This is a genomic window from Duganella sp. 3397 (assembly GCF_031456625.1).
GTDB classification, from domain to species: domain Bacteria; phylum Pseudomonadota; class Gammaproteobacteria; order Burkholderiales; family Burkholderiaceae_D; genus Rugamonas; species Rugamonas phyllosphaerae.
Window position 1 is genome coordinate 469,378 of the sequence record NZ_JAVDVB010000002.1, and the last position, 12,553, is coordinate 481,930.

The window sequence follows — 12,553 nt, forward strand, 5'->3', positions numbered from 1 at the left end:
CATGGATCTGTACATCTATTACAAGGTCAGGGATGCCGACGCGGCATCCTTGCAGACGGCGGTTGCCGCCATGCAGGCGCAACTTGCCGCACAGTTCGCCGTCAAAAGTGAACTCAAGCGCCGTCCCGAGTCGAACGAGGGCATCCAGACCTGGATGGAAGTCTATCCGGCAGCGCCCGGCAACTTCGCCGCCACGCTGGCCGAAGCGGTGGACCGCGCCGGCCTGGCGCAGTGGATCGTCGGCGCGCGCCACGTGGAAGCGTTCATGGATGTCGTGCCATGTGCCTGATCGTCTTCGCCTGGAAAGTATTGCCGACAGTGCCCCTGGTGGCTGCCGCCAATCGTGACGAGTTCTACCAGCGCGCCACTGCGCCGGCCGCACCGTGGCCCGAGCATCCGCAAGTGTTTGCCGGCCGCGACCTGCAAGCGGGCGGCAGCTGGATGGGTATCACCCACCCGAACGAATGCGGCAACGGCGCACGGTTCGCCGCGATCACCAACATCCGCGCGCCGGCCGAACACCGCGACGACGCCCCGTCACGCGGCCAGCTGGTGGCCGACTACCTGGCCGGCTGCATGAGTCCGCAGGAATACATCGATGCAGTGCGCCAGCATGCTGATCAATACAACGGTTTCAACCTGGTCATCGGCGACCGCGACACCCTGATCTGGTACTCCAACCGGGGTGACGCCGACCCGCGCAACGGCCAGCCGCTCGAACCGGGCGTGTACGGCGTCTCCAACGCGCTGCTCGACGCCCCGTGGCCAAAAGTGCTAAAAACCAAGGCCCAATTTGCCAGCCTGCTCTGCCTGGGCGCGCCGGACGACGCCTTCTTCGAAATGCTGTCCGACACCACCCCTGCCCCCGACCAGCGCCTGCCGGAAACTGGCGTGCCGCTCGAGGTTGAACGCGTGCTGTCGTCAGTAAAAATCGAAAGCCCCGGCTACGGCACCCGCACCTCCACGGTGGTCAAACTCTACGCCGACGCCACCGCCACCCTGCAGGAAGAACTCATCCATTAACTTCGGGGTCAGTGCCGACATCTGGACACGAGCCCAACAGCCGTATGGCCCAGTTCGTGTCTGAATGTCGGCACTGACCCCGAACTTAGAACTTGTGGTTCATATTGATGTGGCGGATGCCTGCTTCGTAGAACTCCTCGCCTTCGATGGCGAAGCCGTGGCGCTGGTAGAAGGCGGCGGCGTGCGATTGGGCGCTCAGCGCGACCAGGCTTTCGCCGCGTGCGCGGGCTTGCGCCATCAGGCCTTGCAACAAGGCGCCGCCCACGCCGGTGCCGCGGCCGGACTTGCGCACGGCCATGCGGCCGATGTGACCGTCGGGCAGCAGGCGGCCGGTGCCGATCGGTTCGCCGGCGGCGTCGTACGCCACCGCGTGCAGGCACAGCACATCCATATTGTCCATTTCCAGTTCGGCAGGCACACCCTGCTCTTCGACAAATACTTCGGTGCGTATCAGTTTGGCTTCAGCAGACATGGTGGCCCAGTCGCCGTAGCGGATCGTGTGGTGGACGGTGTCGTTCATGGCGTCGATTTGCTTAAGGAAAACGATGATTGTCGCACGCAAGGTACCGTTCGAGGAAGTCCACGCACACCCGCACTTTTGCAGAGCTTGCCAAGCGTTGCGGATACACGGCCCAGACATTGGCTTCCTGGGTGTAACCGGGTAGCACCTGCACCAGTGTGCCCCGTTCAAGGTGCGATTGGGCGTCCCACATCGAGCGCAGCACGATGCCGGCGCCAGCCACCGCCCATTGCAGCGCGATTTCGCCATGGTTGGTCGATAGCGGCCCGGTCACTTTCACCACCACGTCACCATCGGCGCCGTGGCGCAGCCGCCACACACCGAACGGCAGGTCGCGTTCCTTGATGGGCAGGCAATCGTGGCCGGACAGTTCGGCCACCGTGCGCGGCGTGCCGCGCCGGACCAGGTAGGCCGGCGCGGCGCACAGGATGCGGTGGTTGCTCATGAGCTTGCGGGCGATCAGGTTGGGTTCAATGTCCTCTCCCACCCGGATATCGAGGTCGAACCCTTCCGCCACGATATCGACCAGGCGGTCGAGCACCTCGAAGCGCACTTGCAGCGCCGGGTGTGCAGCGACCAGTTGCGCAATGGCCGGTGCCAACACGTTGCGCGCAAAACCGAAGCTGCTGCTCACTCGCAACTGGCCGCGCGGCACACCCTGGCGTTCGGCCACTTCGTCAAACAGGCTGTCGAGGCTTACCAGGATGGTCAATGCCCGGGCATACACCTGCTCGCCGTCGGCGCTGACCACCACCTTGCGCGTGCTGCGATGAAACAAGCGAACACCGAGCGCGGCCTCCAGCACGGCGATGCGCTTGCTGACGAAAGCGGGCGACATGCCCAGTTCGGCAGCCGCACCGGCAAAGCTGGCCTTGCGCACCACGGCGGCAAACACGCGCAGGTCGCTGTTTTGAATATCATTATTCACGTTTCGTGATCCATGCGGTGACGAATTACCATATTCTAAACGCAATGGAATCACGCTATGCTCGATCATCACCCAAGGAGATCGCCATGCACACGCATAAAATCGCAGTCATCGCCGGCGACGGCATTGGCAAGGAAGTCATGCCCGAGGGCATACGCGTGGTGGAGGCAGCCGCGCGCCGCTTCGAGATCGGCATCGAATGGACCACCTTCGAGTGGGCCAGCTGCGACTACTACGCCGAGCACGGCAAGATGATGCCCGACGACTGGTTCGAGCAACTCAAGGGCTTCGACGCCATCTTCTTCGGCGCCGTCGGCTGGCCGGCGCTGGTGCCCGATCACGTATCGCTGTGGGGCTCGCTGCTGAAATTCCGCCGCCAGTTCGACCAGTACGTCAATCTGCGCCCGGTGCGCCTGATGCCTGGCGTGCCGTGTCCGCTTGCCAACAAGCAGCCCGGCGACATCGATTTTTACATCGTGCGTGAAAACACCGAGGGCGAGTATTCGTCCGTGGGCGGCAAGATGTTCGAAGGCACCGAACGCGAATTCGTGTTGCAGGAGTCGGTCTTCACCCGCACCGGCGTCGATCGCGTGCTGCAATACGCGTTCGAACTGGCACAGTCGCGACCCAAAAAGCACCTGACCTCGGCGACCAAGTCGAACGGCATCTCGATCAGCATGCCGTACTGGGACGAACGTTTCGCGTTGATGGGCCGGCAGTACCAGGACGTGCGCTGCGACCAGTACCACATCGACATCCTGGCGGCGCGTTTCGTGCTGTCGCCGGAGCGCTTCGACGTGGTGGTGGCGTCTAATCTGTTCGGCGACATCCTGTCGGACCTGGGGCCGGCGTGTACCGGCACCATCGGCATCGCGCCGTCGGCCAACCTCAATCCCGAGCGTACCTGGCCGTCGCTGTTCGAGCCGGTGCATGGCTCCGCGCCCGACATCTACGGCCAAAACATCGCCAACCCGGTGGCGATGATCTGGTCGGGGGCGATGATGCTGGACTTTTTGGGCAAGGGCGACGCCAATTACCGGGCGGCGCATGATGCGATCCTGGCGGCGATCGGGGCCAGCATTGCGAATGGGGTGCGCACCCCGGACCTGGGCGGCAAGGCAAATACGACCGAGGCGGGCGCGGCGATTGCGGCCCTGCTGGGATAGCCACAGCCCGCACGACTGTTCCAGATAATGCGGTTTGCGTGGCGTGGGGAAGGACCCGTACCGGGTCCGTCCCCTGCTTGCCGTGCGGGGTTACTTGGACGCAGTAATCACACCACACGCCAGCCGGCCGCCCGCATTGCCGGTCGGCTGCGTCTTCAGGTCGTCCGGCGCGGTGTGCACGATCACGCCGCGGTTGAGCGCGTTGACCGGGCTGCCTTCGGTGAGCGTCAGCTGCGACAGCGGCACTTTCACGTCTAGCATGGCCACGCCCTTGGCATCGGCCGTGATGTTGCCGAAATCGCCGCTGTGCTTGCTGGTGTGGGCCGGATCGCCGTGCGGCGCGCTGGTCGGATTGAAGTGGCCGCCGGCGCTGCTGCCGTCCGGCGCCGAGCAATCACCTTTTTCGTGGATGTGGAAGCCGTGCAGGCCGGGCGTCAGGCCCTCCACCTTGGCTTTGACGTGCACGCCATCGGCGGTTTGCTCGAAGGTAACGAGGCCCGAGGTTTTGCTGTTGGCGGTAGGCGCCAGCTTGGCCTCGGCGGTGACGTTGGCGGCGTTGGCAACACCGGCGGCCTGGATGGCGGCCAGCGCCAGGATGCAGCTGAGTACGGCTGTTTTCATTGTGTGGTTCCTTGTAGACGTCATCGAACGAAATGTGCCGCTCTATTGATGCGGCACAACGCGATCAAATCATATCAACTTTACCAATTGCTTGCCAAAATTGAACCCCTGCAGTAAACCGATGAACGCGTCGGGCGCCGCAGCCAGCCCGTGCGCCACGGTTTCGCGGTATTTGACCTGCCCGCTCGCCACGAGTTCGGCCAGTTGCGCCAGGCCCTGGTCCCACAGATCCATGTGCTCGGTCACGATGAAGCCCTGCACCGTCAGGCGGTTGATCAGCAGCAAGCGGGCGTTGTGGATCGCCATGTCGGCGCCGCCGAAGCCGCCGATCAGGCCGCACAGCGCCACCCGGCCGAAAGCGTTGGTACGCGCCAGCGCCGCGTCAAGCGTGGCGCCACCGACGTTTTCGAAGATGCCGTCGATGCCGTCCGGGGTGGCGGCAGCCAGGTCGGCCTCGAGCTTGCCGGCCTTGTAGTCGATGCAGGCATCGAAACCGAGTTCATCGACCACGTAAGCGCACTTGGCCGGCCCGCCGGCAATACCGACCACGCGGCAGCCCTGCAGCCGGGCCAACTGCCCGACCACGCCGCCCACCGCGCCGCTGGCAGCCGACACCACCACGGTTTCGCCCACCTTGGGCGCGATGATCCGGTTCAGGCCATACCAGGCAGCCATGCCTGGCATGCCCACCGCACCCAGGTAGGCCGACAACGGCAGCTTGCTCGCATCGACCTTGCGCAACTGGGCGCCGTCGGTCACCGCCGTCTCTGCCCAGCCCAGCACGCCAACCACCGCATCGCCCACTGCAAAGCTGGCATGGCGCGACGCCACCACCTCGCCGACAGTGCCGCCGATCATGGTCTGGTCGAGCGCCTGCGACGCCGCATAGCTTTTCGCCGCGCTCATGCGCCCGCGCATGTACGGATCAAGCGACAGGTAATGGTTGCGCACCAGCAGCTCGCCGTCCTGCAGGGCCGGTACGGTCACCGTTTCGAGCCGGAAGTTAGCCGGCGTCACGGCGCCGCGCGGACGGCTGGCCAGAACCATGCGTTGGTAGCTGCCCGGCACCATCACACCTCGTAGTCCATGCACTGGCGCTCGCTGCGCACGGCCGCAACAAACGGCTTGATGGCCACGTGGGCAGGATGCTCGAGGTAGGCGTTGAGCGCCTCCTTGCCGGTGAACTCGGAATACAGCACCACGTCGTAAGTCGCTTCCAGGCCGGGCTGGGCCAGCACCGCCTCGAAAGCAAGGATGCCCGGCACGATGTTGGCACAACCATCCAACAAGGCTTTCATCTTGATGGCGTTGGCGGCCCGATCGGCGCCTTCAGCATGGTCCTTGAGTTTCCACATCACGATGTGTTTCAACATGAATTTCTCCAACCGCCATTGCAAATAAAGGGTGGCCAGAATAGCACAATGCAAGCTGTGGCCACCCTCTCCGCCTTGTTTTTGCTTGTAAGTTTGGCGCAAGGTTCGGCGCTCACACTCGCTGCCAAGCTGTCGATCTGGAAACTGTCGAGCTTGTCTTCTGCTTGTTTGCTCAACCGGTTTTGCTGGTCTGCCGCGAAAAAACTCTAATAAGCAACTCTAAAAAAGGAGACAAACATGGCAACACCGTCGGGTACCGCCGATCCGCGCAACCAGTCCAAGGGCGCGCCGATCACACCAGAGGAACGCAAGGTCATCTTCGCCTCATCGCTGGGCACCGTGTTCGAATGGTATGACTTCTACCTGTATGGCGCGCTGGCGCCGATTATCGCCAAGCAGTTCTTCATCGGCGAACCCACCACCACTTTCATTTTCGCGCTGCTGGCCTTTGCCGCCGGTTTCATCGTGCGTCCGTTCGGCGCGCTGGTGTTCGGCCGCCTGGGCGACATGATCGGCCGTAAATATACCTTCCTGGTCACCATCCTGATCATGGGCGCGTCCACCTTCATCGTCGGGCTGTTGCCTGGGTACGCCGCCATCGGCATCGCGGCGCCGATCGCGCTGGTGTTCCTGCGCATCCTGCAGGGCCTGGCGCTGGGCGGCGAGTACGGCGGCGCCGCCACCTACGTGGCCGAACACGCGCCGCCGGGCAAGCGCGGCGCGTTTACAGCCTGGATCCAGACCACGGCCACGCTGGGACTGTTCCTCTCCTTGCTGGTGATCCTGGGCACGCGCACGGCGATCGGCGAGGACGAGTTCCAGGCCTGGGGCTGGCGCGTGCCGTTCCTGGTGTCGATCCTGCTGCTGGGCGTGTCGGTGTGGATCCGCATGTCGATGCACGAATCGCCGGCGTTTGCCAAGATGAAGGCAGAGGGCAAGACCTCCAAGGCGCCCCTGAGCGAAGCGTTCGGCCAATGGCGCAACCTGAAAGTGGTGATCCTGGCGTTGATCGGACTGACCATGGGCCAGGCGGTGGTGTGGTACACGGGGCAGTTCTATGCCCTGTTCTTCATGACCGAAACGCTGAAGATCGACGGCGCCACCGCCAACATCATGACCGCCACGTCGCTGGCGCTGGCCACGCCGTTCTTCATCATCTTTGGCGTGCTGTCGGACAAGATCGGCCGCAAGTGGATCATCCTCGGCGGCTGCATCATCGCGGCGGCCACCTACTTCCCGCTGTTCAAGGCGCTCACGCACTACGGCAATCCGGCGCTGGAAATGGCGTTGAAAAACTCGCCGGTGGTGCTGGTGGCCGATCCAGCATCGTGCAACTTCCAGTTCAACCCGACCGGCCAGCGCAAGTTCCCGTCGTCGTGCGACATCGCCGCCGGCATCCTGTCGCGCGCCTCGGTGGCCTACACCCACGAAGACGCGCCGGCCGGATCGATTGCCAAGGTGCGCATCGGCGAGAAGGAAATCACCTCGTTCAACGCGGTCATGACGCCGGATAACCTCAACTTCAGCGCCGAGAGCAAGAAGACCGAGGCCGCGCTCAAGAAAGACGTGGTGGACGCGATCAAGGTGGCCGGCTACCCCACCAAGGCCGATGACGCCCAGATCAACAAGCCGATGGTGGTGCTGATCCTGTTCATCCTGGTGCTGTATGTGACCATGGTGTACGGGCCGATTGCTGCGATGCTGGTGGAAATGTTCCCCACCCGCATACGCTACACGTCGATGTCGCTACCGTATCACATCGGCAACGGCTGGTTCGGCGGCCTGCTGCCCACCATCTCGTTCGCGCTGGTGGCGTTCAAGGGCGATATCTATTACGGCTTGTGGTACCCGATCATCATTGCCATCATCACGGTCGTGATTGGCGCCTTGTTTGTCGGTGAAACCAAGGATAACGACATCTACGCCAACGACTGATCGTTCAGAACGACAATCCGGGTGGCCGGTTCGCTGCGAGCGGGACCGGCCATTTTTTCAGGCGTTAAACGTCTTGCCTTCCGCCGCCAGCCGCACCAGCAGCGGTGCCGGTGTCCAGGCGTCGCCATGGCGGCCGGCCGCGTAGCGTTCGATGGCGGCCAGCACCGCTGGCAACCCCACCGTATCGGCATAAAACATCGGGCCGCCGCGGTACGGCGGGAAGCCGTAGCCGGTCAGGTACACCATGTCGATATCGGACGCGCGCAAGGCGATACCTTCCTCCAGGATGCGCGCGCCCTCGTTGACCAGCGCATACACCAGCCGCTCGACGATTTCGCTGTCGCTGATAACGCGGCGCTCCAGGCCCAGTTGTGCCGAGTGGGCGACAATCATCGCATCGACCTCGGCATTCGGATGAGGCGTGCGCTCGCCTGCACGATAGTCATACCAGCCGGCGCCGGTCTTCTGGCCCAGCCGGCCCATCGCACACAGCAGGTCGGCAGTTCTGGAATAGGCCAGGTCCGGCCGTTCCACCGCGCGGCGCTGGCGGATCGCCTGGCCGATGTCGTTGCCCGCCAGGTCAGCCATGCGGAACGGTCCCATGGCAAAGCCGAAGCGCTCGACAGCCGCATCCACCTGCGCCGGCAAGGCGCCCTCTTCCAGCAAAAAGCCGGCCTGGCGGCTGTACTGCTCGATCATGCGGTTGCCGATGAAGCCGTCGCACACGCGCGCGACCACGCCGGTCTTGCGCAGTTTTTTCGACAGCGCCAGCGCGGTGGCCAGCACGTCGATGGCGGTGTGCTGTCCGCGCACGATTTCCAGCAGTTTCATCACGTGCGCCGGGCTGAAGAAGTGCAAGCCCAGCACATCCTGTGGGCGGCCCGTCACCGCAGCGATCGCATCGACGTCGAGGGTGGACGTGTTGGTGGCCAGGATGGCGCCCGGCTTGACCACCACGTCGAGTGCGCGGAACACGGCCTGCTTGACCGCCAGGTCTTCGAACACGGCTTCCACCACGATATCGGCCTGGGCCAGGTCGGCGTAGTCCAGCGTACCGTGCACCAGCGCCAGGCGCTGCTGCAATTGCTCAGGCTTGAGTTTGCTCTTGGCGACGGCGTTCTCGTACAGCTTGCGCAGCGCTGCCAGGCCCTGGTCCAGCGCTGGCTGCGAGGTTTCCAGTATCACTACCGGGATGCTGGCGTTGAGGAAATTCATGGCGATGCCCACGCCCATCATGCCGGCGCCGATGACCGCCGCCGAGCTGATCGTGCGCAGCGGCGTATCGGCCGACACATCGGGCACCTTGCCGGCCACGCGTTCGGCAAAAAACGCATGGCGCAGCGCTTTCGATTCGGTGCTCTGGATCAGGTGCATGAAACGCTCGCGTTCGAACTTCATGCCGTCCTCGAACGGCATCGTCACCGAGGCGCCCACGGTAGCGATGCACTCGAGCGGCGCCGGGTAGCCGGGCGCCTTGGCGGCGGCCTGCTCGCGCGCAGTTTGCAGCACTGCTGGCGCGTGCGGATGGTCGACCGTCCGGTCGCGCACCTTGGGCAGCGGCCGGATGTCGGCGATGCCCTCGGCAAACGCCACCGCCTCGGCGATCAAGTCGGCGCCGGGCGCGAACACGCGGTCGAACAGCGGCGTGTCGGCCAGTTTTTCGGACAGCACCGGCTCACCGGTGACGATCATGGTCAGGGCCTGCTCCAGGCCCAGCACGCGTGGCAGGCGCTGGGTGCCGCCGGCGCCCGGCAGCAGGCCCAGCTTCACTTCCGGCAGCGCGATCCTGGCGCCAGGCAGCGCCACGCGGTAATGGCAGCCGAGCGATAGCTCCAGCCCGCCGCCCATGCAGATCGTGTGAATGGCAGCGACGACCGGCTTGGTGGAACCCTCGGCGGTGGCGATAAACGTGTGCAGCGACGGCTCGGCCAGCGCCTTGGGCGAATTGAATTCGCGGATATCGGCGCCGCCCGAGAACGCCTTGCCGGCGCCGGTGATGACAATCGCACTAACGGCAGCGTCGGCCAGCGCGCGCTCGATGCCGGCGACGGCAGCGGTGCGCGTGGCCAGTCCCATGCCGTTGACCGGCGGATTGTTCAGTGTGATGACGGCAACGGCGCCGTGAACCTGGTATTCGGCAGTCATGTGTAGTCCCTTGATGGCCTGCGGGCCCGGACCGTGATCGTACCTGAAAACTTGATCAAACCGCCACCCGCTTTTGAATGCGGAGAGCGCGCTTTGCCTGCAAGAGAATAAGAACTCCAGTTTTATTCAAATATTAATTCCCAGTGGAAAATAAAATACATTACACTGCGATATTAATCAAACATGCTTGAATTTCCGGGGGCGGACCTGAATAATGAAACGCTGCCGCATATTGGCGTCACGCGATGATTTTACAATATTTACCTTGAAATAATTCTCTCCAAATATAACAGGACAATTATGGACGCGCATACCCAGGTCATTCATTCCCGCGAGCAGGATTTGCAAGCCATTAATACCGCGCTCAACCGGGTGCAAGCCTTGATCGAGTTTGACCTGGACGGCACCATCCTGCACGCCAACGAGAATTTCCTGGCCACCGTGGGCTACGCACTGGACGAAGTGCAGGGCAAGCACCACGCCATGTTCTGCGCGCCGGAGTTCGTTCAGTCCGGCGCCTACAAGGCGTTCTGGGACAAGTTGGCGCGAGGCGAATTCGACCGTGGCGACTACAAGCGCATCGGCAAGGACGGCCGCGAAATCTGGATCAATGCCTCGTACAACCCCATCATCGATGACCAGGGCCAGCCCTACAAGGTGATCAAGTTCGCCACCGTGATCACCGACAGCAAGCTCAAGAACGCAGAGTACGAAAGCAAGGTCGCCGCCATCGGCAAAGCCCAGGCCGTGATCGAATTCGACATGAGCGGCCATGTCCTCAGTGCCAACGACAATTTCCTCGCGGTGATGGGTTACGAGATCGACGATATTCGCGGCGAACACCACCGCATGTTTTGCGACCTGGAATATGCCACCAGCAGCGACTACAAGCGTTTCTGGCAAAAACTGGGCCGTGGCGAATTCGACACCGGCCGTTATAAACGCATTGGCAACCATGGCAAAACAGTATGGATACAAGCGACTTATAATCCGGTACTCGATTTGAATGGCAAACCTTACAAAGTGGTTAAATTTGCCAGCGATATTACAGCACAGGTAGAACTGGAAACATCGGTGGTCGCCAAGGCGCAATCGGATAGCACCAAGATCCATAGCCTGCTGCTCTCGGTCGAGCGCGCCGCTCAGGGCGACCTCACCAGCCAGATCGACATCTCCGGCGACGAACCGCTCGACCAGCTGGCCGAAGGCATCAGCAAGATGATTGCCGACCTGCGCAAGGTGATCGCCGACGTGGTAGCCTCGGCCAACGGCCTGTCCGACACATCCACCACCATTGCCGAGCGCTCCAACGCGGTGGCGGTCGGCACCCAGGCGCTGGGCGCCACGGTCGAGCAAATGAATGCGTCGATCGATGGCCTGAGCAGCTCGATCAACATCATCGCCGGCAATAGCAACAATGCCGACGCGCTGGCCAAGGATACCCAGCGCGAAGCCGAGATCGGCGCCAAGGCGGTCGCCAAGTCGATCGAAGCGATGGACCTGATCAACCGTTCGTCCGAAGACATCGGCGAAATCGTCAAGGTCATCAGCGAAATTGCCACCCAGACCAATATGCTGGCCTTTAACGCCGCCATCGAGGCCGCGCGCGCAGGCGAGCACGGCCTGGGCTTCTCGGTGGTGGCCGACGAAGTGCGCAAGCTGGCCGAGCGCTCGTCGCAGGCGACCAAGGAAATTTCCAAGCTGATCAACGAATCGGTCAAGCGCGTCTCGGCTGGCAGCGAGATTTCGCGCCAGGCCAGCGAAGCATTCGACAAGATCGTCGCCGGCGTGGCCAAGACCACGGCCGCCATTTCCGACATCTCGACGGCCACCAACGAACAGCAGCTGACCGCGCGCGAAGTCGCTACCGCCGTGCAATACATTGCCGAAGAAGCGGAAAAATCGGCCGCTGCCTGTGACAGCATCGCCCGCTCGACCGAGGGGCTGAACCAGCGCGCCGGCGACCTCAACAAAACCGTGTCCGGCTTCGTGGTGTAAGCGGGAGAATCGCGATGACGCTCGCTGCCGGCATTCAGCCCGAAACGCTGACCGCGCTGATCGCGCTGGTGCGCCAGCACACGGGCATTGCCATGTCCGAACGCAAGAGCGTACTGCTCGAAGGCCGGCTGCGGCCGCGGATGCAGGCGCTCGAGATCGCCAGCTACCAGGCCTACCTCGACAAAGTGGTCAAAGACCGTAACGAAGTACCGCACTTCATCGACCTGGTGACCACCAACGACACCGTGTTTTTCCGCACCCCCCAGGTGTGGGATTACGTGGAGCAAGAATTCCTGCCGCAGTGGCAGCGCGACCACGCCGGCAACACCCTCAAAGTGTGGTCGGCCGCAGCTTCGAGCGGCGAGGAACTGTATTCGATGGCCATCCTGTGCGAAGAATTCAAGGCCGTCACGCCGGCTTTCACTTACCAGATCTATGCCACCGATATCTCGCAGCAGATCCTCGCGCAGGCGCGCACAGGCCGCTACGCGGGCCGCTCGGTCGAAAGAATCCGTGCCAGCCACCCGGAATGGGTAAAGAAATATTTCCAGGCCAGCACGCACGGCCTGCAAATTGTCGATGCACTCAAGAAACACGTGGAACTGGCCCAACACAACCTGCTCACGCCACTGAAACAACCCAAGCAGTTCGATCTCGTGTTCCTGCGTAATGTCCTGATCTACTTCGACCAGGAACACCAGCAGACCGTGCTGCAGCAAGTCCGCCACAGTATGGCGCCCCATGCCCGGCTGATCCTGGGTGAATCCGAATCGATTTCTGGCCTCGACACCGCCTGCCATTTCGATCGGCCGATGATTTATCGCTTGGAAAAATGACCGGCGCC

The 12,553-nt window shown here is 62.8% G+C and carries 12 protein-coding genes; 6 read left to right on the top strand and 6 right to left on the bottom strand.

The window, feature by feature from the left end:
* The first annotated feature begins 1 nt into the window (after position 1).
* Together J2X54_RS06680 and J2X54_RS06685 are read left to right on the top strand one after the other, a co-directional pair.
* Positions 2 to 289 carry a DUF4936 family protein gene (locus tag J2X54_RS06680; RefSeq protein ID WP_310179324.1) on the top strand — a complete coding sequence of 96 codons (288 nt, stop codon included), beginning with the start codon at positions 2 to 4 and terminating at the stop codon, positions 287 to 289.
* On the top strand, positions 280 to 1,023 hold the full coding sequence (locus tag J2X54_RS06685; protein WP_310179325.1) for an NRDE family protein: 744 nt from the start codon (positions 280 to 282) through the stop codon (positions 1,021 to 1,023). The genes J2X54_RS06680 and J2X54_RS06685 overlap by 10 nt, the downstream gene beginning before the upstream one ends.
* An 85-nt stretch (positions 1,024 to 1,108) precedes the next feature.
* Here J2X54_RS06685 and J2X54_RS06690 read toward each other — a convergent pair whose 3' ends face one another.
* Complete coding sequence (locus J2X54_RS06690; protein ID WP_070246921.1) at positions 1,109 to 1,543, bottom strand: GNAT family N-acetyltransferase; 435 nt, start codon at positions 1,541 to 1,543, stop codon at positions 1,109 to 1,111.
* A 13-nt stretch (positions 1,544 to 1,556) separates the two neighbouring features.
* Positions 1,557 to 2,471, bottom strand: a complete 915-nt coding sequence (locus J2X54_RS06695) for a LysR substrate-binding domain-containing protein (protein ID WP_310179330.1) — start codon at positions 2,469 to 2,471, stop codon at positions 1,557 to 1,559.
* Positions 2,472 to 2,557: 86 nt separating this feature from the next.
* Between J2X54_RS06695 and J2X54_RS06700 the strand changes: the two genes are divergently transcribed.
* On the top strand, positions 2,558 to 3,637 hold the full coding sequence (locus J2X54_RS06700) for a tartrate dehydrogenase (protein WP_310179334.1): 1,080 nt from the start codon (positions 2,558 to 2,560) through the stop codon (positions 3,635 to 3,637).
* 90 nt (positions 3,638 to 3,727) lie between these two features.
* On the opposite strand, the gene J2X54_RS06705 is transcribed toward J2X54_RS06700, so the two are convergent.
* The 3 genes from J2X54_RS06705 to J2X54_RS06715 all read right to left on the bottom strand — a co-directional run bounded on the left by J2X54_RS06705 (position 3,728) and on the right by J2X54_RS06715 (position 5,631).
* Positions 3,728 to 4,258 (bottom strand): superoxide dismutase family protein, encoded by a 531-nt coding sequence (locus J2X54_RS06705; protein WP_070246918.1) that lies wholly within the window; start codon positions 4,256 to 4,258, stop codon positions 3,728 to 3,730.
* A 69-nt stretch (positions 4,259 to 4,327) separates the two neighbouring features.
* Positions 4,328 to 5,326 (bottom strand): NADP-dependent oxidoreductase, encoded by a 999-nt coding sequence (locus J2X54_RS06710; RefSeq protein ID WP_310179838.1) that lies wholly within the window; start codon positions 5,324 to 5,326, stop codon positions 4,328 to 4,330.
* A 2-nt stretch (positions 5,327 to 5,328) separates the two neighbouring features.
* Positions 5,329 to 5,631, bottom strand: coding sequence for a Dabb family protein (locus tag J2X54_RS06715; RefSeq protein WP_310179336.1), 303 nt, complete (start codon positions 5,629 to 5,631; stop codon positions 5,329 to 5,331).
* A 237-nt stretch (positions 5,632 to 5,868) separates the two neighbouring features.
* On the opposite strand from J2X54_RS06715, the gene J2X54_RS06720 reads away from it, so the two are divergent.
* A complete protein-coding gene (locus tag J2X54_RS06720) occupies positions 5,869 to 7,566 on the top strand; it encodes an MFS transporter (RefSeq protein WP_310179337.1) in 1,698 nt (565 codons plus the stop codon).
* A gap of 57 nt (positions 7,567 to 7,623) precedes the next feature.
* On the opposite strand, the gene J2X54_RS06725 is transcribed toward J2X54_RS06720, so the two are convergent.
* Entirely contained in the window at positions 7,624 to 9,711 is a 2,088-nt protein-coding gene (locus tag J2X54_RS06725) for a 3-hydroxyacyl-CoA dehydrogenase NAD-binding domain-containing protein (protein WP_310179339.1), read from the bottom strand.
* Positions 9,712 to 10,011: 300 nt separating this feature from the next.
* Between J2X54_RS06725 and J2X54_RS06730 the strand changes: the two genes are divergently transcribed.
* Positions 10,012 to 11,709: a methyl-accepting chemotaxis protein gene (locus J2X54_RS06730; RefSeq protein ID WP_310179341.1), complete on the top strand. Its 1,698-nt coding sequence runs from the start codon at positions 10,012 to 10,014 to the stop codon at positions 11,707 to 11,709.
* Positions 11,710 to 11,723: 14 nt separating this feature from the next.
* On the top strand, positions 11,724 to 12,545 hold the full coding sequence (locus J2X54_RS06735) for a protein-glutamate O-methyltransferase CheR (protein ID WP_310179343.1): 822 nt from the start codon (positions 11,724 to 11,726) through the stop codon (positions 12,543 to 12,545).
* Positions 12,546 to 12,553: the final 8 nt, after the last annotated feature.

Excerpts from the sequence above, each read along its gene's own strand:
- J2X54_RS06680 (WP_310179324.1), top strand. The coding sequence starts at position 2 with ATGGATCTGTACATCTATTACAAGGTCAGGGATGCCGACGCGGCATCC.
- J2X54_RS06685 (WP_310179325.1), top strand. The coding sequence starts at position 280 with ATGTGCCTGATCGTCTTCGCCTGGAAAGTATTGCCGACAGTGCCCCTG.
- J2X54_RS06690 (WP_070246921.1), bottom strand. The coding sequence starts at position 1,543 with ATGAACGACACCGTCCACCACACGATCCGCTACGGCGACTGGGCCACC.
- J2X54_RS06700 (WP_310179334.1), top strand. The coding sequence starts at position 2,558 with ATGCACACGCATAAAATCGCAGTCATCGCCGGCGACGGCATTGGCAAG.
- J2X54_RS06705 (WP_070246918.1), bottom strand. The coding sequence starts at position 4,258 with ATGAAAACAGCCGTACTCAGCTGCATCCTGGCGCTGGCCGCCATCCAG.
- J2X54_RS06715 (WP_310179336.1), bottom strand. The coding sequence starts at position 5,631 with ATGTTGAAACACATCGTGATGTGGAAACTCAAGGACCATGCTGAAGGC.
- J2X54_RS06720 (WP_310179337.1), top strand. The coding sequence starts at position 5,869 with ATGGCAACACCGTCGGGTACCGCCGATCCGCGCAACCAGTCCAAGGGC.
- J2X54_RS06725 (WP_310179339.1), bottom strand. The coding sequence starts at position 9,711 with ATGACTGCCGAATACCAGGTTCACGGCGCCGTTGCCGTCATCACACTG.
- J2X54_RS06730 (WP_310179341.1), top strand. The coding sequence starts at position 10,012 with ATGGACGCGCATACCCAGGTCATTCATTCCCGCGAGCAGGATTTGCAA.
- J2X54_RS06735 (WP_310179343.1), top strand. The coding sequence starts at position 11,724 with ATGACGCTCGCTGCCGGCATTCAGCCCGAAACGCTGACCGCGCTGATC.